Below are 22,693 nucleotides of genomic sequence, written 5' to 3' on the forward strand. Positions count from 1 at the left end.
TGCAATTTGTCGGCTGGCTTTGCCGCTGAGCGAGAGATTTGACTGAAAAAAAAGCCACCGGTGAGGGTGGCTTAAATGCCCGCAGGGTACGGGCGGGAGGGATCTCTGCAAAGGGCTGATTCGTCAGCAATGCCAATGACTTGCGATGATCGTATGCAAGCATTTGGGTAGGAGTTTGTCTTTCCTGTGAAGCTCTATGTAACTCTTTGAAACTAAGCCGTTGGCCCGAACTCAAGGCTTCCAGCCTAGCGGCTTGAGCTCTCGCAAAGGGTACTTCTGCTGCCGCGCTGTTCATGCCTTCCGTTCGAGCGCGACCGCGCCATTTCATCAGCATGTTTCCATGGCCGGTCATGGCGGAGACAGGGCACTTTGCTGTGGGACACAAGCGTCCCGTGCCCCGTCTCACCGTTATTGAGCGGTGATTTTCTCTGCTGGCTGTGGCAGCTCCGTCCACCCACCGGCCAGTGCTTTGTACAGCGCAATGCTCGAACGTACGCCAGCGATCTGGCTTTGGGCTCGGGCATCCTGCGCCGCCAGCTGCTCACGCTGTGCATCCAGCACTTCATACAAGCCGATGGAGCCGCCTCGGTACATGCGCTGGGCCAGGCGCTCAGCCTGGTCCCGTTGGGCCTGCGCCTCCTTCAAGGCGGTGAGCTCGTCGCGGTTGCGATGCAGCGTTGCCAATGCGTTCTCGGTTTCTTCCAACGCCAGCAGCACACTTTGCTGGTACAGCGACAGGGCCTCGGCGGCATCTGCCTGGCTCGCTGCAATGCGGGCGCGCACGCGGCCCACATCCAGGAACGACCAGTCGATGCCGAGAAAGGCTGCGCTTTGCAGGGTGTCACCCGCAAAAAGATGGCGGCCGGCCAGCGTGGTGCTGCCCAGCACAGCGCCCAGCGAGAGGCGGGGGAACAAGTCTGCGGTCGCGACACCGATGCGCGCCGTGGCGGCATGGAGGCGCGATTCTGCTGCAGCGATGTCAGGCCTGCGCCGCAGCAGATGGGCGGGCGCCCCCGGGTCCAGCTCTGGTGGAATGGTTGGCAACGCAGCTGTGTTGGAGAGCTGAGCTGACAAGCGATCCGGCGAAATTCCCAGCAGCACCGCCAGGCGATGCTGTTGAACCGCCATCTGCGTCTGCCATCCGGGAACCCGCGCCTGCGTGTTCAGCCACTGAGCCCTGGCTCGGGCGGCATCCAGATCGGTGCTGCTGCCTGCCTGCAAGCGCCGCTCGACAAGCCTCAGGGTGCTGCGCTGGTTTTTCTCCGCAGCCTGTGCAATCTGCAGGCGCAGCTGGGCGCCGCGCAATTGGGTATAGGCGTCAGCCACCTGCGCTGCGATGATGATTTGCAGTCCCGCGACATCGGCCCGCGTCGCTTGCATGCTGGCCTGCGCAGCCTCCAGCGACCGCGAGATGCGGCCCAGAAAGTCCAGCTCCCATTGTGCTGTGATGCCGCTGCTGTAGAGATATGCCGACCGTGGCTGCCCTGGGCTGGTTTGCGCAGCACTGAGCTTTTGCTGCCGGCCCTCGGCGTTCATCGTCACTGTGGGGAAACGATCCCATCCTGATTGCCGGAAAAGCGCCTCAGCGGATTGCAGCCTTGCCAGGGCCGCGCCCAGGTCGTTGTTGTTCTGCAGCGCTTGCTGCACCAACTGCCTCAGTTGTGGGTCGCCAAACTGGCTCCAGAATTGGGCATCGTTGACGTCGGTGGACGGCAACTGCGGGGCGTTTGGCTGGGCAAAGTTTTGCTGCTGCGCAAACCGGGTGGGCAGGTCGTTTTCTGCGAGCGGCGGATGAAAATCAGGCCCCACCGCGCTGCAGCCTGACAAGCTGATGCACCAGGCGGCGGCGATGCTTCGCAGATGGAAGTATTTAGTCATGTGTTGGCTCCTTGGCGATTGCAGGTGCTGCATGGCCGGGCTTCAATGCCTCTGCAGTGTCGGGTGTATGCAGCTGGGTGCCACTGAGCTTGCGCAAAGTCACATAGAACACCGGTGTGAGGAACAGCCCAAAGAGCGTGACACCCAGCATGCCGGAGAAGACTGTCACGCCCGTGGCCGCACGTACTTCGGCGCCCGCGCCCTGGCCGATCAGCAGCGGCACGGCGCCGGCAATGAAGGCAATGGATGTCATGACGATGGGGCGCAGGCGGAGCCTGCATGCTTCGCGTGCGGCATCCCAGGTGCTGGCGCCTTGCATCTCGCGTTCGCGGGCGAATTCCACAATGAGGATGGCGTTCTTGCAGGCCAGGCCCATCAACACCACCAGGCCGACCTGGACAAAGACATTGTTATCGCCACCTGACAGCCAAACGCCAAACAGCGCCGCACAAATGCAGACCGGCACGATCAGAATCACGGCCAACGGCATGGTCCAGCTTTCGTACAGCGCGGCAAGCACCAGGAACACCAGCATCACTGCCAGCGTGAATACGATGGCTGCGGCATGGCTTTGCTCGACTTGCTGGTAGCTCATGTCCGTCCAGGCCAGCTCAATGCCGGGTGGCAAGGTCTTGTCCGCAATCTCACGCAGCTTCACGAGTGTCTCGGACGACGACAGAACGGCAGGATCGGCATCGCCGATGAGGTCGGCAGCCGGAAAGCCGTTGTAGCGCAAAACCGGATCGGGCCCGTAGCTGGGCACGATGGATACCATGGAGGCCAGCGGCACCATGTCGCCCCGGCTATTGCGGGTCTGCAGTTTTCCGATGTCCTCTGCCGCCTGGCGGTGGCTGGCGTCGGCCTGCAGCACGACGCGGTAGACGCGGCCCAGCGCATTGAAGTCGTTCACATAGACCGAACCCAGGTAGGCCTGCAGGGTCTGGAAAAGATCGCTCAATGCGACGCCCTGGGCCTTCGCCTTGGCGCGATCCACCTTCACTTCAAGCTGCGGAATATTGGACTGGTAGGCGCTGACCGGGTAGTGCATGCCCGGGGTCTTGGCAATCTCCGCCTGGAACGCCACCAGCGCTTGCTGCAAGGCTGCATAGCCAAGGCCTGCGCGGTCTTCCAGAAACAGCGAATAGCCCGATCCATTGCCCAAGCCTTGGATTGGCGGCGGCATCAGCGCATAGCCATAGCCGCCTTCCATGCCCGCGAGCTTTTGGTTGAGCGCCGTGCTGATTTCCGTCGCGCTGCGCTGGCGCTCCGCAAAGGGCTTGAGAATCACATAGGCGCTGGTGAGATTGGGGGTGTTGGTTCCCTGCAGCGCATTCATTCCTGCAAAAGCGGGCACCGATTCCACCCCGTCGATGGCCAGGGCGTGGCGCGTGAGCTCTTGTGTGACTGCATCGGTGCGTTGCAGCGATGCACCCTCGGGCAATTTGGCGCCGGCAAAAAGGTATAGCTTGTCCTGCATCGGGATAAAGCCACCGGGCACCTGGTTGAACAGCAGGGCGGTGGCACCCAGCAGCGCCAGGTAGATGGCAAACACCAAGCCGCGCCCCTGGAATGAGCGCGCCACCGCATGTTCATAGCGCTGCGCGCTGCGGTCAAACAAGCGGTTAAAGCGCCTGAAGAACCAGCCCAGCCCCGTATCCATGCTGCGCGCCAGCCAGTCTTTGCGCGCGCCGTGGCCCTGCAGCAGCTTGGCCGCAAGGGCGGGCGACAAGGTGAGCGAATTGATGGCCGAGATGACGGTCGAGATGGCAATCGTCACCGCGAACTGCTTGTAGAACTGGCCAGTGATGCCATCGAGAAACGCCATGGGCACAAACACGGCGCACAGCACCAGCGCAATGGCGATGATGGGGCCTGACACCTCCTGCATGGCCAGGTGCGCGGCATCGCGCGGGCTGTGGCCTTTTTCGATGAAGCGTTCCACATTCTCGACGACCACGATGGCGTCGTCGACAACGATCCCGATCGCCAGCACCAGTCCGAACAAGGTCAGGGTATTGATCGAGTAGCCCAGCAGGTACAGCCAGGCAAAGGAGCCGACAATCGATACCGGCACCGCGAGCAGCGGGATGATGGAGGCGCGCCAGGTCTGCAGAAAGACAATGACCACCAGGACGACCAGGACCACGGCTTCGATCAAGGTGTGCTGTACCGCCTTGATGGAATCCCGCACAAAGACGGTCGGGTCCCACAGGTACTTGAACGCGGTGTCGGGCGGCAGCTCGCCGGACAGGCGATCCAGCGTCTTGTACACCTCTTGGGCCACGCCCAGTGCATTGGCGCCCGGCGTCAGAAAGATACCGATGGCGGCCATGGGCTTGTTATCCAGCGAGGCTCGCAGTGTGTAGTCGCTGGCACCCAGCTCCAGGCGGGCTACATCGGACAGGCGCACCAGTTGCCCATCGGCGCCTGTCTTCAAGACGATGCTGCCGAACTCTTCTTCGCTTTGCAGACGGCCTTGCACATTGATGGACAGCAAGGTATCCGTGGCGCGGCCACTGGGCTCGGCGCCGAGCTGGCCTGCGGATACCTGGACGTTCTGTTCGCGCACTGCGGCAATGACCTGGTCGGTGGTCAGCTGGCGGGCGGCAACCTTGTCCGGATCCAGCCATATGCGCATGGCATAGTCACCAGCGCCATAAACGCCGACGTCGCCAATGCCGGGGAGGCGCGCGAGTTCATCCTTGACCCTCAAGCTGACGTAGTTGCGCAGATAGAGCGTGTCGAGCTTGCCGGTGGTGGAGACCAGGCCGACATACATCAGCGGCGTGGCCGATTGCTTTTGCGTGGTGATGCCGTATTGGCGCACCTCTTCGGGCAGGCGGCTTTGGGCCTGGCTCACCCGGTTTTGTACCCGCACTGCAGCGGCGTCGGGGTCGGTGCCCGGGCGGAAAGTGGACACCACCTGCAGGCTCCCATCCGAGGCCGCGACGGACTTCATGTACATCAGCCCTTCGACGCCATTGATCGCCTCTTCCAGCGGCACTGCCGCCGATTCGGCGATTTCCTTGGGGTTGGCGCCGGGGTAGGTCGCGCGCACCACCACGCTGGGGGGAACGACTTCGGGGTATTCGCCAGACGGCAGCTGAGGAATCGCAATCAGTCCAACGGCGAAAATGATGACCGACAGAACGATCGCGAAGATGGGCCGGTCGATGAAGAATTTGGAGAAGTCCATGTGTCCTTTGCTCATGGCTGCGCTTTCTGGGCTGGTTTCTGCGTTGCAGGCAGCGCGGCGCCGGCGGCTTGGCTGTCCAACATCTGGGGCGCCAGTGGCATGCCCGGATAGAAAATACGCTGCATACCGGCTACCACCAATTGCTCGCCAGGCTCAAGCCCAGACTCCACGATGCGTTTGCCGTCCACCATCCTTCCCAGCTGCAGATCGCGCCTTTGCGCACGCTGGGCAACGTCTACCACATAGACGTACTTGCGGCTCTGGTCGGTGAGCACGGCCTTGTCGTCAATCAGCACGGCCGTGGCCGAGCTGCGCTCCTGCATTTGCACCCGCGCAAACATGCCTGGCTTGAGCAGTCCTTGGTCGTTGTTCAACGTGGCGCGCAGCGCCACCGTGCCCGTCTGTGGATCCAGGCGGTTGTCGGTGAAGCCCACGCGGCCCGTGTGCGGAAAGCCTTCATCGCTGACCAGGCCAACACGCACCATCGCTTCGCCCATGGTCGCGCTGCTGTTTTGCATGCCACGCAGCAGGCTTTGCTCATCTGCGTCGAAATTCACATACACAGGATTTTGAGAAACCACGGTCACCAGCACAGTCTCATCGGCGCGCGCGAGGTTGCCGGTCGTCAGCAGCGCTCGTCCCGCTATGCCTGCAATGGGGGCGCGCACCTCGGTGAAGCCCAGATCCAGCTGTGCGGCGGCCACGGTGGCTTGGGCCGCCGCGACCTGGGCTCGGGCTTGCGCCAGTGTTCCTGCACGGTTGTCGGCTTCTTCGGCGGCGATGGCGCGGTCCAGCATCAAGTCGCGTGCACGCCGGTCCAGCGTGGCAGCCAGCTCCATCGCCGCTTTGGCGCGCTGCAGTTGGGCTTGTGCGCTGGCCAGCGTGGCTTGGTAGGGGCGGGCATCAATGCTGAACAGCAGTTGGCCCTTGCGCACGGGCTGCCCCTCGCGGAAGTGCACACGATCGATATAGCCCGCCACGCGGGCGCGGATCTCCACGGTTTCCTGCGCAGCAATCCGGCCGTTGAACTGGTTCCAGAGCTGCACCGGCTCAGCGCGCACCGCAGCCGTCGTGACAGTGGCTGGGGCGGGTTCGCCCTTAGCATTGCTGCCCTCTGGAGGCTTGGATGGTTCGCAGGCGGTGAGGGCGGCGGACAGCGCAAGCGGTAGCGCGACCAAGCGCAGCGCAGATGCGATCGCAGAAGCTGTGCCAGCAGCAGTTGCCTGCGGGCAGATCTCTAATCTCATGTTGGAATTCCTTTTCTTGAAGACTCGGGCGTCTACCGTCCTGAGCGGCAAGCGACGGGGACGCAGAAGGGCTCAATGACTTGCGAGAAAAAATTTCCCTGGTCATTGCCGGAGCGGATTCTTCAAGTTAAAGTTAACTTTAAGTCAAGTAAAAAGGAAGAGGCACTATGGCTCCTGGGGATGATGAACTGCTGCCCATTGGAAACATCGCAAAGCGCAGTGGCGTCAACGCGTCGGCGCTGCGTTACTACGAATCACTGGGATTGATCGAATCGGTACGAAGCGCATCGGGGCATCGCCGCTACCGGCGTTCAGCGCTGCGCCGTGTGGCCTATATCGTGTTCGCACAGCGGCTGGGCTTTCAGCTCGAAGAGATTGCTGCGCAATTGGAGGGCCTGCCCAAGCACCATGCGCCCTCGGGAGAGGAATGGAGTGGCCTGTCAAAGACCTGGATGGCGCGGGTGGATGACCGCATTCAGGAGCTGACGCATCTGCGCAAAAGCCTGGAAAACTGCATCGGCTGTGGCTGCCTGTCCATGAAGGTGTGCCACGTGTTCAACCAGGCCGACTACATTGGCAAACAGGGTGCGGGTCCCCGGTTATGGTTGGGCGATACGCTGAAAGCCGCAGAGGATTGATGTTGGGCGCGGCGGTATGCCTTGGTGCGCCCATGCTGCAGGAAACTCGTGATGACGAATCTCCTGAATTGGTTCAATGCGATGGCTGGTGGACCAGGATGGCTGGGCTTGCTGGTCATTCAACAGACAGCAGTCGTTACCTGAGGTCGTGCCGTCTCAGTGCATTCTGGGTTCGTCGGAAAAAGGGAAGGGTTTTGGATGTCTGGTCCAGATCGGAATGCGCGGCTACCTCCGGCTGTGGCGGTGCATAGCGCATGCCTGGAAACAGGCTTTCTTCGATTTTTCTAAAGGTTGTGGGGCCTACGCTGGGCATCAGCAGCAGCTTTTCTGGGTAGCTCTGGGCTGCTTGTTCAATGGTCGTAATGCCATTTCTTGCCAGCACCCTCCACAGGTGCGGAGGCAGCAAGCCTTGCAGGGTAGGGGCCGCATGGAACGATGGGTGTGCAGTGCTGGTATTCATCTCTAGCCATCCAACAATATGGAACTGAAACTCAGCAACCCCGGTTGGGCGGTTAAGCGAGGAGCTGCTGAGTTATAAGCATAGAGAGGCTGAGTAATAATTGGTATCACTGAAAATAGTGATTCTGTCAGCGTTTACACAGCACAACGCGAGGCTGCAATATTCCAGATCCAAAAGCCTGAATCGCCAAACACGTCGCAGTGTTCTCCAAGAGCAAAGAGCCTCTGAATTAAGGCCAGACACGATATGCAGCTATCCGGTGCAAGCACCCTGCATATGGGGCCGGTGGCCGGCGAACAAGGTTCCGGAGCAGTTCCACTTCATTCAATGCCGTCTTTGCCAAGCGGATGGCGGGAGTGAGAGTATCCAGCCAAACGCATGTGAAGATGTGCGCACCTGAGATATGCCAGCTGCCCAGTAGTGCGGGCATGCCTATGGCTTATTCCAATTCCAGATCCAGGCGCTGCTTCGCCATGCTCAGGTTGTTTTCCAATGCGGAGAAGCGTAGCGAGTAGTCGTATTTTGTCTCTCCAGCCTTGGCATTTATGCCGTCCAGAAAAGTCATGAAGGCCACCTGGTAGTCCTTGAGGGCCTTTTTGGCATCGCTTCCCTTGGCTTTGCCGAGCACCTTTTTATAGACCTCCTTGGATGCTTTCGACACAGCGCCTCTGCAGCCCAGAAAATCGCTGTAAGCCTGCTGCAGAGTCGTTTCGCCCTGGCCAACCTTCAACAAATCAATCATATATTCCTCCTTGCAGATCATGGCCTTGATTTTCAAGGTCTCGTATGCAGAGGCTTCTAGCGATGCAGGGCTGGCGTGTGCCAGACCTGCGCATACCAATAAAATACAGCTGAGTGAAACCGTGAAGCGGGACAACATAGAAAACGCCTTGTGTGCTTGGGATGGAGGCCGTTTAACGGCCAGTCGAGCAGTGGTCCGTGTTTGGTGTCGCCAGGCGACATTTTCAGCAGAAGCTCTCTGCCCTTTCTACGTGCGTGTTTTTGCGCATCCATATGAATTCAACCTTCATGCCGCTGACCGGCAGTGCTAAGCGTCCGGCAGCGTCTGTTCCACTGCTGGGCATGGCTATCCTCCATCTGTATATGGCGTACAGCATGTAGGCACGTCACCTCTCCAGTCTTCAGCGAGCGGGGAACGAAGCATCTGCAAGCTGCCCGATGGACGGGTAATGGACGAATGAACATGCGACAGGCGGGATCTTCACTAAATGGCTACCTCCCGAGCCAAAAAAAGGCCACCCGAAGGTGGCCTGAGGCGCTGAAGAAAAGCCGTTCCTGATCACTCAGGCATGTTCATGCAAATATAGAGAGGGAGGGAGGATGGTGCATGAATCCGGCAAAACCATTAGATATATTCTATAGATTTATGCAAATTGATTTTGCAAGGGTATTCCCTAGATCTGAAAAATAACAGCTTGCGGTCTACAGGCTTTGTGTCTAGTCAATGTTGCCCTCGGTTCACGCAACTCCAATGCCGGCAAAAGCCGAGGCTGACGATCTCAGGAGGGTCACCGTCACGTCATATGTGCCTGAGTGGAATTTGAGGATGGCAAATGGATGGCGGCAGGCTATCGCATAGTTGCAACGCCCCCGTGCCCTCCAGTCGGGCGTGTGGTTTGAGTCCGCAGTGGGGCCAGACCAGGCTTCGATTCCTAGCGAATGACCGCGTATACAAAGCTTGCCCTCAGCGCAGAGACCCTAAGCTATTGAGCGCACGCGTCGAGTTGCCCGAAGAAGTCAGCCCAGTAGCAAGCTACCGGCATCCAGCGAAGGGGGGCGTAAAAGATCATCGTTGACGCCCATCGCCAGGCTGGCACGCTCAATGGCCTGCCAAAGATTGGGGGGCATTTGCAGAATTTCTTCGGGGGTCGTGGACTGGTCGATCCAGGCGCTGATCTCACCATGTTGGTCGTGGGTGAGCAGGTCCAGGCTCAGCATTTCGTCGATGGTTTTCATAAGGCTCAAGCGGTGTGCGTGGCGTGCTGGCTCAAGGTCAGCTGCCAACGGCAATCGAAAGGAAATCTCGGCGACGAGGAGATGAGGCTTATGCCTGCTGGGCGCGTAGGGGAGTAGGAGCTGTTACCGGCTGGTCCCTATGTGCTTGTTTAACTGGGCTGCGGTGGCGCTGCGCGTTGGTGACCATAGGATCCTCCTTGTGGTATGCCCCACTGTAACCGGTTCCTGAGGGTGTTTAAGGAAATTGGCGGCCATGCAACAAGGTCCGTAGACATGGTCTGACAGAAGGTGTTGCGATGGCTGTTGGAGGGGAATGCGCAGGGGCCCAACCACGTATGGCTAGGAGTTTCGCCAGACAATAATGGTTCTTGAAAAACAAGGACACGTTGTGACCCATTCCTCTGAACATGCCGAATTATTAGCGAATTACCAAAAGCTGGTGGCCGAGGTCGACAAGAAAACGGCCCTGGTACGGGTTGCTTCGCAAAAAGGACCTCAGGCCATGCGTGCTGCCATGGCTACTGCTGAAAAAGCTGAGCGTAGACGGGACGTAATGGCATCGAAGTTGGCTGCGCTCGGTGTGGATCTGAGTGTCTTGTCTCAACCAGGGCCCATGTAGACCTGGCGCGGAAGGCAACATAAGGGATCACCCGCACCGGCTGGCGTCGCCCACGGATTCACGCAACGCTCAGGCAGGCGCGCAGAACGCTTTGTTGGGGTAAAGAATGTCCGTGAGCACATGCTGGCCACGGGTTTGCAGCAGGTAGGTGCCCGGGCCTCCATCGGCAATGGCTTGTTCCAGCAGTTGCAGGAATTGCTGGCGATGGTGGGCATCATCGGGCAGCCAGGCAGAGGCAACTATGGCGTTGTCCGCGCCCGCGCCTTTGGAATTGATCAACCTAATCTCTTTCATGTTGAACAATTCTCCATTTCCGATTGACATTGTGCAAGCAGTTTTTGCTTGGATTAGCAATGGTTAAAGAATGAAGGCATGAGGCCATACATTTGGTGCGTGGAAGGGTTGTCTAGATAAACCTTTTGACATCAACCACTTTTATGCGGTCTATCTCGGAGGTAGCTATCTGAGCTGGCAATTTCCAGAGATGTAGCGCTGGTTGTTTGTAACAATTGCCTGTGCGGTTGGCCGTCCATGGCGCTTTCGCCAATGCTGCAGATCAGGGTTTCCACAGACCATATTTTGTGTGCGGCGGTATTTTTTTCGCGCACAATGCTGCCTCTCGCGGCGACGCTGTATGGTTTCCGGGACTTGCGATGGCCACTTGGCCGATTTCAGGGGGAAGGGACCGGGCTGGCACCGATGCAGAGGATGCGCTTAAGGCACTGCTGTTTGATGCAACAAAATGCATCATAGTGTATGGTGACTGATCGCCTTCAACAGTGTTTTTGGTGGTGCTGTGCACATTATTGGTGCATGAATAGCTGTCAATGCCCTGTATAGGTGCAAAAATCACCATTTACTAGCACATAAGTGACATATTTGGCAATCCTTGGCATCCCTGTTGCGGGAGTTTATTAGACCTATATGCTGTCTCCGCATCGCACTTGATAGTTGCTCTATTGTCAATGTCTGCGATCCATAGCTCGATTAAAAAGGATTCCGTTATGAACGTACCGTTTCGCCTCAACTCGATGGTGGTTGCATTTGGTCTGGCCGGCAGCATGCTGGCTGGTGTAGCCCAGGCTCAAAATATCAAGATTGGCGTGGTCATTCCAGCGACGGGTCCGCTGACCCAGTACGGCGACATGGTCAAGGAGGGTGTAGATACGGCGCTGGAGCAGATCAATGCTGCTGGTGGCATCAATGGCAACAAGCTCGAAGCGGTGATCGTTGACGACGCCTGCGAACCCAAGCAAGGCCCCGTTGCTGCCAACCGCGTGGTCAACGCCAAGATCCATTACGTGGTCGGCCCCGTGTGCTCGGGCGCTGCGATTGCTGCAGCGCCGATCTACAACAACGAAGGTGTGGTGGTCGTGACCCCGTCGGCGACTTCGCCAGCGCTGACCGAAGGCAAGAACTTCACCTCGGTCTTCCGCACCATTGGCCGTGATGACCAGCAAGGTCCTTTCGCTGCCAAGTTCATTGCCCAGAACGTCAAGCCCAAGAAGGTTGCCGTGCTGCATGACAAGCAATCCTACGGCCAGGGCATTGCCACGGCAGTGCGTGACACCCTGAAGGCAGACGGCGTCAACGTCGCGCTGTTTGAAGGTATCAACGCCGGTGACAGCGATTACTCTGCGGTGATCACCAAGCTCAAGAGCGCTGGTGTCGACTTCGTTTACTACGGTGGCTACCACCCAGAAATGGGCCTGCTGCTGCGCCAGTCGGCCGAGCAAGGCCTGAAGGTCCGCATCATGGGCCCAGAAGGTGTGGGCAACCCAGAGATCAACGCCATCGCCGGTCCTGCCGTTGAAGGCATGCTGGTGACCTTGCCTGCTGACTTCGCTTCCAACCCCAAGAATGCCGCGATCGTGAAGGCCTTCAAGGACAAGAAGCGCGATCCTTCCGGTTCGTTCCAGATGGGTTCGTACACCGCCGTGCAAGTCATTGCTGACTCGATCAAGGCCGTGGGCAACGATGGTGCCAAGGTGGCCAAGCACCTGCATACCGCTACCTTCGAGACCCCACTGGGCAAGCTTGCCTGGGATGCCAAGGGTGACCTGAAGTCTTACGACTTCCAGGTGTTCAGCTGGCACAAGGACGGCAGCAAGTCGGCTGCGACCAAGTAAGTGTTAGACAAAAGCATGGCTCTACAACATAGAGCCATGCTTTTTTATTTTGGCGGCCACAAGCGCCAATGGAATTGGGTTGGTACGGTATGAACGATTTTTTGCCCCAATTCATACAGCAGTTGTTCAATGGTTTGTCACTGGGTGCGATCTACGCGCTGGTGGCCATTGGTTACACGATGGTGTATGGAATTATCGGAATGATTAATTTCGCCCACGGCGAGATTTATATGATTGCGGCCTATATCGGCCTGGTTACCTTGTCGGCCATTGGCACGCAAAGCGGTCTGCCGGTCTTCGTGGTGATTGGTGCCATGTTGCTGGTGGCGGTGGTGCTTACCGGGGTCTATGGCTTCGTGGTGGAGCAGGTGGCCTATAAGCCCTTGCGCAGCAGCCCCCGCCTGGTGGCGCTGATCTCGGCCATCGGTATGTCCATCTTCTTGCAGAACTGGGTGGCCCTGGGGCAGGGTGCACGCGATATGGCCGTGCCATCGCTGCTGCCTGGTGCATTCAACTTCCACATGGGTGATTTCGAGGTCTTTGTGCCTTACACCCGCGTTTTGATCATTGTGGTGGCCGTGGTTTTGATGGCCGCGCTGACCTTCTACATCCGCCACTCGCGCATGGGCCGCGCCTCGCGCGCCTGCTCGCAAGACATGCAAATGGCCAACCTGTTGGGCATTGACACCAACAAGGTCGTGTCCTTCACCTTCATCCTGGGCGCAGTACTGGCTGCCGTGGGCGGTGTGCTGATTGCGCTGGCGATTGGCAAGCTCAACCCCTATATCGGTTTTGTCGCCGGTATCAAGGCCTTCACGGCGGCAGTGTTGGGCGGTATTGGCAGCATTCCCGGTGCGATGCTGGGCGGCGTGCTGCTGGGTGTGGCAGAGACCATGGCTGCGGCTTACATCTCGTCCGAGTACAAGGACATCGTCGCCTTTGGTCTGCTGGTGCTGATCCTGCTTTTCCGCCCCACGGGCCTGTTGGGCAAGCCTGAAGTGGAGAAGGTCTGATGATGAAAGCGAACATCAAGAACGCCATCATCTCGGCCGTGCTGGCCGCTTTGGTAGTGGTCCCCATCTTCGGCCTGCATCTGGAGCGAAAAGGCGGCCAGAACTACATTGAGCCGCACTGGAACCTGGTCATCTGGGGCTTTGTCATTGTTCTGGTGCTGCAGCTGATCAAGCCGCTGCTGGGCAAGCACATGGCCCGTGTACAGGCGCCGCGCCTGCCCGAGGTCAGCTCGCGAATGCGCATGACCCTGCTGTGGCTGGTGATTGTGGCGGCCATTGCGTGGCCGTTCTTCAGCGGCCGCAATGCGGTTGACATCGCCACCTTGGCGCTCATCTATGTGATGCTCGGCCTGGGCCTGAACATCGTGGTCGGTTTTGCCGGTCTGCTGGATCTGGGCTTTGTCGGCTTCTACGCTGTGGGCGCCTATACCTATGCCTTGCTGTTCCACTGGGCCGGCTGGTCGTTCTGGGAGGCCTTGCCGCTGTCCGGTGCAGCCGCTGCCTTGTTCGGCTTTCTGCTCGGCTTTCCGGTGCTGCGCCTGCGCGGCGATTACCTGGCGATCGTGACCCTGGGCTTTGGCGAAATCATTCGCCTGCTGCTGGTCAACCTGGTGGATTTCACTGGCGGCCCGGACGGTATCTCGGGCATTCCCAAGCCGACCTTGTTTGGCTTTGAGCTGACGCGTACCGCATCGCAAGAGGGTGCACAGACCTTGCAGCAACTGATGGGCATCGAGTTCAACACCATGCACATGGTGGTCTTTCTCTACCTGCTGGCGCTGGGCCTGGCCCTGGTCACCTTGTGGATCAGCAACCGCCTGATCCGCATGCCGATTGGCCGTGCCTGGGAAGCGCTGCGCGAAGACGAAGTGGCATGCCGCTCGCTGGGCATGAACCCCACCAAGATCAAGCTCTCGGCCTTCACCTTGGGTGCCATGTTTGCCGGCTTTGGCGGTGCCTTCTTTGCCGCGCGCCAGGGCATCGTCAGCCCCGAGTCGTTCAGCTTCATCGAGTCGGCCCTGATCCTGGCCATCGTGGTGCTGGGCGGCATGGGATCGCAGATCGGCGTGGTGGTGGCAGCGATCCTGATCACGGTGCTGCCTGAGCTGGCACGCGAGTTCTCGGAATACCGCATGCTGATTTTTGGCCTGGTGATGATCTTGATGATGGTCTGGCGTCCGCAGGGCTTGTTCCCGATGAAGCGCTACCACGAAGAATTGAAGCAATGACCGTAAACACGGAAAACGCAAACAGGGAGAAGTGTTTATGAGTCAAAGCATATTGAAGGTGGAAGGCCTGTGCATGCGCTTTGGCGGCTTGCTCGCGGTCGACCAGGTCGCGCTCGATGTCAAGCCGCAGGAAGTGTTTGCCATCATCGGCCCCAATGGCGCTGGCAAGACAACCGTGTTCAACTGCATCAGCGGTTTCTACAAGCCCACGGCCGGTACCGTGTCGCTGGGTGGCCAGTCAATCGCTGGCCTGGCCAGCCATGAGGTGGCCAACCACGGCGTGGTGCGCACCTTCCAGAACGTGCGCCTGTTCAAGGGCATGACCGTGCTGGAGAACCTGCTGGTGGCCCAGCACCAGCAGATCAAGCGCAACCTGCTGTCGGGCCTGTTCAAGACCAAGGCCTACCGCGCAGCGGAAGAGAACGCCAAGGAACAAGCCGCCCACTGGCTGGATGTGATGGGCCTGCGTGCCTTCACCAACCGCGAAGCGGGCAACCTGGCCTATGGCCACCAGCGCCGGCTGGAGATCGCGCGCTGCATGATCACCAAGCCCAGGCTGCTGATGCTCGACGAGCCCGCAGCGGGCCTCAACCCGCAGGAAAAGGTGGAGCTGCAGCACCTCATCGACCGCTTGCGCCGGGAGTACGGTGTGACCGTGCTGCTGATCGAGCACGACATGAGCCTGGTGATGGGGGTGTCCGAGCGCATCCTGGTGATGGAGTATGGCAAGCCGATTGCACTGGGTGTGCCGGAGGTCATTCGCAATGACGAACGCGTGATCAAGGCATACCTGGGAGAGTCCTGATGCAGCCGATGTTGGAAATCAAGAATATCAGCACGCATTACGGTGCGATTTGTGCAGTCAACGACGTGAGCTTGCATGTCAACGAGGGGGAGATCGTCTCGCTGATCGGCAGCAATGGCGCGGGCAAGACCACCTTGCTGATGAGCGTATGCGGCAACCCCTGTGCCACAACAGGTTCGATCAAGTTCGAGGGCGAAGAGCTGGTGGGCCAGTCCTCGCACCTGATCATGCGCAAGGGCATTGCGATATCGCCCGAGGGCCGTCGTGTGTTCAAGGACTTGACCGTCATGGAGAACCTCCAGATGGGCGCGTTTTTCTTGAGCAAGCAGGAGATCGCCCACGGCATCGACTATGTCTACGGGCTCTTTCCCCGCCTCAAGGAGCGTGCCGACCAGCGCGCCGGCACCATGTCTGGCGGCGAGCAGCAGATGCTGGCCATTGGCCGGGCCCTGATGAGCAAGCCGCGTCTGCTGCTGCTCGATGAGCCTACCTTGGGCCTGGCGCCGCTGATCATCGCGCAGATCTTCGAGATCATCAAAGCCGTGCGCGAGCAGGGCGTGACCGTGTTCCTGGTGGAGCAAAACGCCAACCAGGCGCTGCAGATTGCCGACCGTGGCTATGTGCTGGAGACCGGCAAGGTCACCCTGGAGGACAGCGGCGTCAACCTGCTGCGCAACCAGGACATCCGCAAGGCCTACCTGGGCGGCTGACCGGCCTGGCGGCAAAGCCTGCCGCCACCCAAAGCAAAACCGCTGCTGGCTGCATCGCCAGGAGCGGTTTTTTTTATGGGCCGAACGCTGCTTCAGCGCTGGTAGTAGGCCTGGATGATGCGGCAGGCCTCATGCACATCGTCGGTGATGTGGAACAGCTTGACGTTCTCGGGCGAGATGGTGCCGTACTCGATCATCACATCGAAGTTCAGCATGCGCGACCAGAAATCCACGCCAAACAGCACAATCGGCACGCCCTTGGCCTTGTGGGTTTGCACGAGGGTCAGCACTTCGAAGAGCTCGTCCATCGTGCCAAAGCCGCCAGGAAACACCACCAGGGCGCGCGCGCGCATCATCAGGTGCATCTTGCGCAGCGCAAAGTAGTGGAACTTGAAGCACAGCGCCGGCGTGATGTAACGGTTGCCCGATTGCTCATGGGGCAGGGTGATGTTCATGCCGACATTGGGCGCATGCTCTTCGGAGGCGCCGCGGTTGGCCGCTTCCATGATGCCGGGGCCGCCGCCGGTGCAGATGTAGAGGCGGTCTTCGAGCTTCTGGGTCTCGCTGAACTTGGCCACCAGGCGCGCAAAGCGGCGCGCGGCATCGTAGTAGCGGCTGGTGGCCATGGCACGCTGCGCCACGGCAATCGCCTGGGCATCACCCTGGGCCTGGGCAGCGGCGAGCAGTACCTCCGCCTCCTCGGGCGCCACAAAGCGGGCGCTGCCAAACACCACCACGGTGTTGTTGATGCCCTGGGCGGTCAGCTCCAGATCGGGCTTGAGCATCTCCAGCTGAAAGCGGATCGAGCGGGTTTCTCGGCGGCTCAGAAACTCCGGGTCTGCAAAGGCCAGGCGGTACGAGTCGCGTTTGGCGGCCTGCTCTACAGGTATGTCGGCACCGAACAGGTTCCAGTCATGCGCCATGACTTGTTCGTCGAGTTGGGTGTTGGCGTCCATGGTCTTCTCCAGCTTTCACAAGGCCAATGCCCGGCAGGCACCAGCGGTCACAAGAAACACGAGCAGCACAAGCGGGGCCTGTGCTGCTACTGAATATAGAGTGATTTGGACATGCGCTTGGGGCAATGCGTTTAAAAAAAGTCGTTCAGCGCCCACCCCAGAGGGCTTGGCCGGTGGCCAGCCCCAGGGCAGTCAACGCCAGCGAACCGAGCAGATGCAGGCTGCACTGCAGCAGCGCCAAGCCGTAGCGCTGGGCTTGCAGCATCGATACCGTCTCGGCAGAGAAGCTGGAAAAGGTGGTGAGGGCGCCCAGAAAGCCGGTGATCAGCACCAGGCGCCAGACCGGGTCAATGCCGGGGGAGTTTTGGAACAGGGCCACCAGCAGACCGATGGCATAGCCACCCACCAGGTTGGCGGCCAAGGTGCCCCAGGGCAGCAAGGCATGGGGCTGGTTGAGCCAGCGGCCCAGTTGCCAGCGTGCCAGCGCGCCCAGGCAGGCGCCAATCGATATGCCAAGAACATTCCACATGGCCAGCAGCTTAGCAGGGCGAGGCTGCGCTGCGTGGAAAATCGCTGGCGTCCGTTAGCAGCACTTGGCTCAGCGCGTTTGCACAATGTCCTGCCAGGCGGCATAGGCGGCCAGCACCGCAGCGCGCTGCACGGTATGTGCAAAGACCAGTGCATCGCCCACAACGGTCTGGTCCGGAAACTCGGTAATCAGGCTCACCGGGCTGAGCCCCTGGTTGTCGACCTGCATGGTGCAGGGCGTGCCGCGCCGCAGCTCAAACGGCTGGCGGCCGGAATGGCTCTGGTACAGCGCCAATTGGCGGCGGTTGTATTCTGGCAAACCTGGCACCTGCAGCAAGGCCTGCGCCACACGCTCAGCCAGCGCCTCGGCTTGTGGTTGCCAGTCTTCCTGGTAGCGCAGAATCAGGAAAAAGCCCTTGGGGATGGTCCAAAGGTCAAAGCCCTGCGGCACATAGCCGGACAGGGGTCGTGTCCATTCATGGGCCGGGTAGCCGTGCAGGCTCAAGTGCAACTGTGCGCCACTGGCGGCAATCGCGTCACGCCGCAGCGCGCTTTCGTACCAGGGGGCGTGGTCGCGGTAGGCCAGGTCATCGCCCAGCGCGGTGTAGCGCGCTGCATGGTGCATTTGCTCGGGGGCATAGCGGCAGTACCACTGGTGCAGATCGTAGCCGTCCGGGTTCTCTACGGGGATATAGGCAAAGTGGCTATCCGGCTGCTGCGCCAGTGCCACCGCAGCGCGCAGCGCGCCTGTCACGCCTGATATCTCATTGGCATGCTGGCCGCCGCTCAGCACCACCGGGTGCTCACTGCCCTTTTTGTATGTGGCGGCAATGCGGCGGCCTTGCACGCTCTGGCCCTGGCAGGCGCTGCCATAGGCGACAAACAGCGGCTGCACCAGTGCCTCCATCTGCGCCAGGCTCGGCGCCCGCTGCAGCTGCGCTGCGGCGGCATCGGCCTCGGCAATGCTGTGGGGGTTGAAGGCAGCCGCTGGCAGGCCGTCATCCGCTTCCGGCAAGGGCTCGCTCAGGGCCAGTGCGCGGATCTGCAAGCCTACCGTGGTCAGTTCCAGCGGATGGGATTGGGCGGCGATGCGGATGTCCGGCACGATCTGGCCCGGTTGCAGGCGGCGGTCACCCGCAGCGCGCCCGGACAGCTTCTGGAAATGCTCCAGCAGCGAGAAATACAGGTCCTCGTGCATGGCTTCGGGCGTGCTCATGGTCTCGCCCGTGCCGGCAATCGCTTGCTCAAAACCGGGCAGTTGCATGGCGATATGCAGGCGCCCAAAGAACGGCTCGGTCTTGGGCCAGCCATGCTGCTCGATCGCCTGCATGGCCTGGGCATAGGCCGCTTCGTAGTCGGTGAGCAGGGCGGCATCGTGCACGGCGCGGCCTTGGGCGTCATGCGCCTGCTGCCAGCCGCAGGGGGTGATGCCGCTGCCGCCGTGTGCCGATTGGAAAGCACGGTTGGGCGCGAACACCTGCAGGCTTTGTGTGCGCCCATCCTGGTAGCGCAGCGCCAGTGTGTAGCTGCTGGTGTGCGGGCCGGCCTCCATCTGCAGCTCGACACCGGGCGGCAGCATGGCGGCCAGCGGGTAGGCCTCCAGCATGAAGCGGTTGGCGGCGGCGTCCGCATGCAGGGGGTAATGCAGGTGCAGGCTTTGCAGCCCGGTGGTGTCCAGCTCTTCCAGCACCGCATGCACCAGCGGCTTGTAGGCGCTGCGGACGCGGGCGCGGATGCCGTGTCTGGCCAGTTGCTGCTCAGCCGCCCGGCGCGCATCCACGCCTTCAAAGCACCAGAGCTGCCATGCCAGCTCGGGCTGCGGATGTGCCAGGCGCTCAGCCATCCATTGGCTGAGCGTGCGGTCTAGGGTGTGGGAGAGCAGAAGCGTCATGGCGGTGCGTGGGGTGTGGATGCTTGTGATCCACCAGCATAGAACAAGCGCGCTGTTCCTGCTGACCCCAGGCGCTTATTCCACAATGCGCTTCGACCGCTGTGCTGGCTTAGCCGTCTATCGCCATCCAGGGCTCAGGCGTCGTTGCCTTCCGGGTTGGCCGATACGATGCGGCTCAGGCTGGGTGGCACATCTTTGCCCATGCGCCGGTCGCGGAACAGCGCCGCGCGCATCAGGAAGATATTGGTGATGGGCACGGCCACCGACAGCAGCACGGCGATCAGCAAGGTGTGAAAGCTGGGCTTGTGCGTCTGCAGGCTGAAGTAGAAGACGGAGCTCCAGACAATCAGCCAGCAGCCGGCGCAGGCGATGATCGACGGGGTGTGCACGCGCTCGTAGTAGCTGGGCAGGCGGAACAGGCTGAGCGCGCCGATCAAGGTGATCAAGCAGCCGGCAAGCACCAGCACCGACACCACAATCTGAACCCAGATGGGCAGGGCGATTTCCGTCATTCGATCACCTCCCCGCGCAGCAGGAACTTGGCCATGGCGGTGGAGCTGACAAAGCCAAACAGCGCGATGAGCAGGGCGGCCTCAAAGTAATTGACCGATGCATAGTGGATGCCCAGCACCAGCATGGTGAGCATGCCAATCAGGTACATGCAGTCCAGGGCCAGCACACGGTCTTGTGCCTGTGGGCCCTTGAGCAAACGGATCATCGCAAACAGCATGGCCAGCAGCAAGATGAACAGGGCTGCCGGCATGGTCCAGGCAAGAATATTGTTCATTCGAAAATCTCCATGAGGGGCCGTTCGTAGAAGGCCTTGATGTGGTCGATAACGCCCTGCGGGTCATCCGCCTCCAGCACATGCAAGAGCAGGATGGAGCGGTCACGCGATATCTCGGCCCAGGCGGTGCCGGGGGTGATACAGACGATCATCGCCAGCACGGCCAGGCCATTGGGGTCGCGCAGCTGCAAGGGCACATGCACAAAGCCAGCGGGCTTTTTGCGGCTGCCGGGCATCAGCAGCAGGCGCAGCACCGCGCCATTGGATTGCAGCGAATCAGCGGCCACACGAAAGCCCAGGCGGATGATGGTCCAGGGCTTTTTGATGCTGACCGCGCGCGGGCGCAGTCCTTGGGTCAGCACCGGGATCAGCAAGCCGAACAGCACGCCGAGAATGATTTGACCGGGGCTGACGCTGCGGTTGAGCAGCAGCCACACCAGGCACAGCAGCACGGACAGCAGGGGTGCAGGGAAAAGGCGCTTCATGGCTGGGTACCTCCTGCAGTGGGTGCTTGCGGTGCAAGTTCAAACCCGGTCTCAGGCAGCACGGTGGGGATGTCGGGCGCGCCCACGGGTTTGGAGGTCGGGGAGGGCTTGGGGCTGGTCTCCAGCACCGCGCGGATGTAGTTGCCCGGCGAGTGGAGGTTGTCAGCCGCGCGCTGGGTAAAGCGCATTACGCTGGCGCCATGGGTCACCATCAAAATGCAGCAGCCCAGCAAAATGGCCAACGGCAGGCCTTCGATCACCTTGAGCTCGGGCGTGTTGCGGCTGATGCTGGACCAGAATTCGCGGATGCCGATGCGCACCAGGGCAGTCAAGGCCATCAAACCGGTCCCAATCAGTATGGCCATGAACGACCAGCCCAGCCAGCCGATTTGCGTGCCCGCCGACGAGCCCAGACCCAGTGGGTTGAGAAGCGCCGAGAGCATCGCGAATTTGCCGATAAAGCCGGACAGCGGAGGCAATCCGGAAATCACCAAGGTGCTGACCATGAACGACAGGCCCAGGAAGGCCATCGCTGCCGGAATGGCGCGGCCAATCAGCACTTCCTCATCCTCGTCCAGGTTCAGGCCCTCGCGCGGTAGCAGCTCGGCGGTCAAGAATGGCGCTTCCTCATCTTCAAAGCGTACATTGGCCCCATCGGTGGTGCGCCACCGCTCGATCAAATCCGTAATCAGGAACAGCGCCGCAACCGCCAAGGTGGAGCTGGGCATGTAGTACAGCAGGGCGCTGGTCATCAGGTTCTGGCCAAAGCCGGCCGCAGCCAGCAAGGTGCCGGCCGACAGAATGGCCGCGTAGCCCGCCACATAGCCCAGCCGTTGCGTGCCCAGAATGGAGATGCCCGCATACAGCATGGTGGCCAGCCCGCCCAGGATCAGCCAGGCGCTGCCGAAATGCGCGGAAGGCCCTGCCTCGCTGCTGAACATCAGGGTCCACAAACGCACAATCGTGTAGATCCCCACCTTGGTCATCAGCGCAAAAATGGCGCCGACCGGGGCCGTGGCCGACCCATAGGCCGGTACCAGCCAGAAGTTCAGCGGCCAGACCGCAGCCTTGATCAGGAAGGCGGTGGCCAGAATGCCGGCGGCGGTGTGCAGCAGGCCCCGGTCCGCGCTGCTGACGCTGGGGATAATGCGCGCCAGATCGGCCATGTTCAAGGTGCCGGTGATGCCATACAGCATCGACACACCGATCAGGAACAGCGACGAGGCCGCCAGGTTGATGGCGATGTAGTGCAGGCCATGCTGCACCCGGGATTTGCCCGAGCCGTGCAGCAGCAAACCATAGGATGCCGCCAGCATGATCTCGAAAAACACGAAGAGGTTGAACAGGTCACCGGTCAGGAAGGCGCCGGCCAGGCCCATCATCTGGAACTGGAACAGCGGATGAAAATGCACGCCCACCCGGTGCCAGCGCGCGCCAGAATAGACCACGGCACAGAGCGCAACCACGCTGGTGGTCAGCAGCATCAGGGCCGAGAGCCGGTCGAGCACCAGCACAATGCCAAACGGCGCAGCCCAGTTGCCCGATAGGTAGACACTCATCGAGGTGGCCATGCCATCCTGGTTGCTCCACTTGACCAGGGCCATCGCAATGACCAGGCCGATCAGGCAGGAGCTGATGTTCATCAGCAGTTTGGTGCGTTGGTACTTCTCGCCCAGGGTCAGCATCAGCGCTGCGGTCAGCATGGGCAGCAAAATCGGTGCCAGCAACAGGTGCGGCATCAGGCGCTCAGTCAGCGTCATCAGCGACATCAAGGCGCCTCCTGCACATCATTGGACAGGGAGCCGTCCACATGGTCAGTGCCCGTCATGCCGCGCGAGGCGAGCAGCACCACCAGAAACAGCGCGGTCATCGCAAAGCCGATGACGATGGCCGTCAGCACCAGGGCCTGCGGCATGGGGTCGGCATAGTGCATCAGGTCGGTGGGTACACCGGGCTGCAGTATCGGTTCCCGGTCGATCGCCAGGCCCACGCGGCCCATGCTGAAGATAAACAAATTGACCGCATACGACAGCAAGAGCAGACCCATGATGATCTGAAAAGTCCGTGGGCGCAGCAGGAGCCAGACGCCGGAGCCGGTCAATACGCCAATGGCAATGGCCAGTACGATTTCCATTTGGTATTGTC

At 60.5% G+C, this 22,693-nt stretch carries 22 protein-coding genes and 1 pseudogene; 8 read left to right on the top strand and 15 right to left on the bottom strand.

What is annotated here, in order from left to right; all coding sequences use genetic code 11:
• Positions 1-408: 408 nt before the first annotated feature.
• From LPW39_RS17225 to LPW39_RS17235, 3 genes are read right to left on the bottom strand one after another with little or no spacing between them, the layout of a single operon-like run.
• Positions 409-1,878, bottom strand: a complete 1,470-nt coding sequence (locus LPW39_RS17225) for an efflux transporter outer membrane subunit (RefSeq protein WP_230778041.1) — start codon at positions 1,876-1,878, stop codon at positions 409-411.
• Complete coding sequence (locus tag LPW39_RS17230) at positions 1,871-5,074, bottom strand: efflux RND transporter permease subunit (RefSeq protein WP_230778328.1); 3,204 nt, start codon at positions 5,072-5,074, stop codon at positions 1,871-1,873. Before LPW39_RS17230 ends, LPW39_RS17225 begins: the two co-directional genes overlap by 8 nt.
• 11 nt (positions 5,075-5,085) lie before the next feature.
• A complete protein-coding gene (locus tag LPW39_RS17235; RefSeq protein ID WP_230778043.1) occupies positions 5,086-6,321 on the bottom strand; it encodes an efflux RND transporter periplasmic adaptor subunit in 1,236 nt (411 codons plus the stop codon).
• A gap of 167 nt (positions 6,322-6,488) precedes the next feature.
• Between LPW39_RS17235 and soxR the strand changes: the two genes are divergently transcribed.
• Positions 6,489-6,959: a redox-sensitive transcriptional activator SoxR gene (gene soxR, locus LPW39_RS17240; protein WP_230778046.1), complete on the top strand. Its 471-nt coding sequence runs from the start codon at positions 6,489-6,491 to the stop codon at positions 6,957-6,959.
• A gap of 136 nt (positions 6,960-7,095) precedes the next feature.
• Here the strand turns inward: soxR and LPW39_RS17245 are convergent, their stop codons facing one another.
• Positions 7,096-7,419 (bottom strand): hypothetical protein, encoded by a 324-nt coding sequence (locus LPW39_RS17245; protein ID WP_230778048.1) that lies wholly within the window; start codon positions 7,417-7,419, stop codon positions 7,096-7,098.
• A 439-nt stretch (positions 7,420-7,858) separates the two neighbouring features.
• The gene (locus tag LPW39_RS17250) at positions 7,859-8,299 is read right to left on the bottom strand and encodes a hypothetical protein (RefSeq protein WP_230778050.1); all 441 of its coding nucleotides are present in this window, start codon (positions 8,297-8,299) and stop codon (positions 7,859-7,861) included.
• 223 nt (positions 8,300-8,522) lie between these two features.
• Between LPW39_RS17250 and LPW39_RS23625 the strand changes: the two are divergent.
• Positions 8,523-8,621, top strand: a pseudogene (locus tag LPW39_RS23625) (hypothetical protein); the annotation flags it as partial.
• Between the two features lie 556 nt (positions 8,622-9,177).
• Here the strand turns inward: LPW39_RS23625 and LPW39_RS17255 are convergent.
• Positions 9,178-9,396, bottom strand: a complete 219-nt coding sequence (locus LPW39_RS17255) for a hypothetical protein (RefSeq protein WP_230778052.1) — start codon at positions 9,394-9,396, stop codon at positions 9,178-9,180.
• Between the two features lie 388 nt (positions 9,397-9,784).
• Between LPW39_RS17255 and LPW39_RS17260 the strand changes: the two genes are divergently transcribed.
• Positions 9,785-10,015, top strand: coding sequence for a hypothetical protein (locus tag LPW39_RS17260; RefSeq protein WP_230778054.1), 231 nt, complete (start codon positions 9,785-9,787; stop codon positions 10,013-10,015).
• Between the two features lie 69 nt (positions 10,016-10,084).
• On the opposite strand, the gene LPW39_RS17265 is transcribed toward LPW39_RS17260, so the two are convergent.
• Positions 10,085-10,294: a hypothetical protein gene (locus LPW39_RS17265; RefSeq protein ID WP_230778056.1), complete on the bottom strand. Its 210-nt coding sequence runs from the start codon at positions 10,292-10,294 to the stop codon at positions 10,085-10,087.
• A gap of 725 nt (positions 10,295-11,019) precedes the next feature.
• Between LPW39_RS17265 and LPW39_RS17270 the strand changes: the two genes are divergently transcribed.
• The 5 genes from LPW39_RS17270 (at position 11,020) to LPW39_RS17290 (ending at position 15,901) form a co-directional block, all read left to right on the top strand.
• Positions 11,020-12,144 carry a branched-chain amino acid ABC transporter substrate-binding protein gene (locus LPW39_RS17270; RefSeq protein ID WP_230778058.1) on the top strand — a complete coding sequence of 375 codons (1,125 nt, stop codon included), beginning with the start codon at positions 11,020-11,022 and terminating at the stop codon, positions 12,142-12,144.
• 89 nt (positions 12,145-12,233) lie between these two features.
• Positions 12,234-13,157, top strand: a complete 924-nt coding sequence (livH, locus tag LPW39_RS17275) for a high-affinity branched-chain amino acid ABC transporter permease LivH (RefSeq protein ID WP_230778061.1) — start codon at positions 12,234-12,236, stop codon at positions 13,155-13,157.
• Positions 13,157-14,386: a high-affinity branched-chain amino acid ABC transporter permease LivM gene (locus LPW39_RS17280; protein ID WP_407928866.1), complete on the top strand. Its 1,230-nt coding sequence runs from the start codon at positions 13,157-13,159 to the stop codon at positions 14,384-14,386. Before livH ends, LPW39_RS17280 begins: the two co-directional genes overlap by 1 nt.
• A 37-nt stretch (positions 14,387-14,423) precedes the next feature.
• Entirely contained in the window at positions 14,424-15,191 is a 768-nt protein-coding gene (gene livG, locus LPW39_RS17285; protein WP_230778064.1) for a high-affinity branched-chain amino acid ABC transporter ATP-binding protein LivG, read from the top strand.
• 8 nt (positions 15,192-15,199) lie between these two features.
• Positions 15,200-15,901 carry an ABC transporter ATP-binding protein gene (locus LPW39_RS17290; RefSeq protein WP_230778334.1) on the top strand — a complete coding sequence of 234 codons (702 nt, stop codon included), beginning with the start codon at positions 15,200-15,202 and terminating at the stop codon, positions 15,899-15,901.
• Positions 15,902-15,993: 92 nt separating this feature from the next.
• Here LPW39_RS17290 and LPW39_RS17295 read toward each other — a convergent pair whose 3' ends face one another.
• The 8 genes from LPW39_RS17295 to LPW39_RS17330 form a co-directional block, all read right to left on the bottom strand.
• Entirely contained in the window at positions 15,994-16,857 is an 864-nt protein-coding gene (locus tag LPW39_RS17295; protein WP_230778067.1) for an LOG family protein, read from the bottom strand.
• Between the two features lie 145 nt (positions 16,858-17,002).
• A complete protein-coding gene (crcB, locus tag LPW39_RS17300; RefSeq protein ID WP_230778069.1) occupies positions 17,003-17,386 on the bottom strand; it encodes a fluoride efflux transporter CrcB in 384 nt (127 codons plus the stop codon).
• A 69-nt stretch (positions 17,387-17,455) separates the two neighbouring features.
• Positions 17,456-19,276 (bottom strand): M14 family metallopeptidase, encoded by a 1,821-nt coding sequence (locus LPW39_RS17305; protein WP_230778071.1) that lies wholly within the window; start codon positions 19,274-19,276, stop codon positions 17,456-17,458.
• A gap of 134 nt (positions 19,277-19,410) precedes the next feature.
• Positions 19,411-19,788, bottom strand: coding sequence for a monovalent cation/H(+) antiporter subunit G (gene mnhG / locus LPW39_RS17310; RefSeq protein ID WP_230778073.1), 378 nt, complete (start codon positions 19,786-19,788; stop codon positions 19,411-19,413).
• Positions 19,785-20,063: a K+/H+ antiporter subunit F gene (locus LPW39_RS17315; RefSeq protein WP_133857348.1), complete on the bottom strand. Its 279-nt coding sequence runs from the start codon at positions 20,061-20,063 to the stop codon at positions 19,785-19,787. The genes mnhG and LPW39_RS17315 overlap by 4 nt, the downstream gene beginning before the upstream one ends.
• A complete protein-coding gene (locus tag LPW39_RS17320) occupies positions 20,060-20,548 on the bottom strand; it encodes a Na+/H+ antiporter subunit E (protein WP_230778075.1) in 489 nt (162 codons plus the stop codon). The genes LPW39_RS17315 and LPW39_RS17320 overlap by 4 nt, the downstream gene beginning before the upstream one ends.
• Complete coding sequence (locus tag LPW39_RS17325) at positions 20,545-22,317, bottom strand: monovalent cation/H+ antiporter subunit D (RefSeq protein WP_230778077.1); 1,773 nt, start codon at positions 22,315-22,317, stop codon at positions 20,545-20,547. The genes LPW39_RS17320 and LPW39_RS17325 overlap by 4 nt, the downstream gene beginning before the upstream one ends.
• Positions 22,317-22,682, bottom strand: coding sequence for a Na+/H+ antiporter subunit C (locus LPW39_RS17330; protein WP_021028259.1), 366 nt, complete (start codon positions 22,680-22,682; stop codon positions 22,317-22,319). Before LPW39_RS17330 ends, LPW39_RS17325 begins: the two co-directional genes overlap by 1 nt.
• Positions 22,683-22,693: the final 11 nt, after the last annotated feature.

It is taken from the genome of Comamonas koreensis (genome assembly GCF_021026195.1).
GTDB classification, from domain to species: Bacteria; Pseudomonadota; Gammaproteobacteria; order Burkholderiales; family Burkholderiaceae_C; genus Comamonas; species Comamonas koreensis.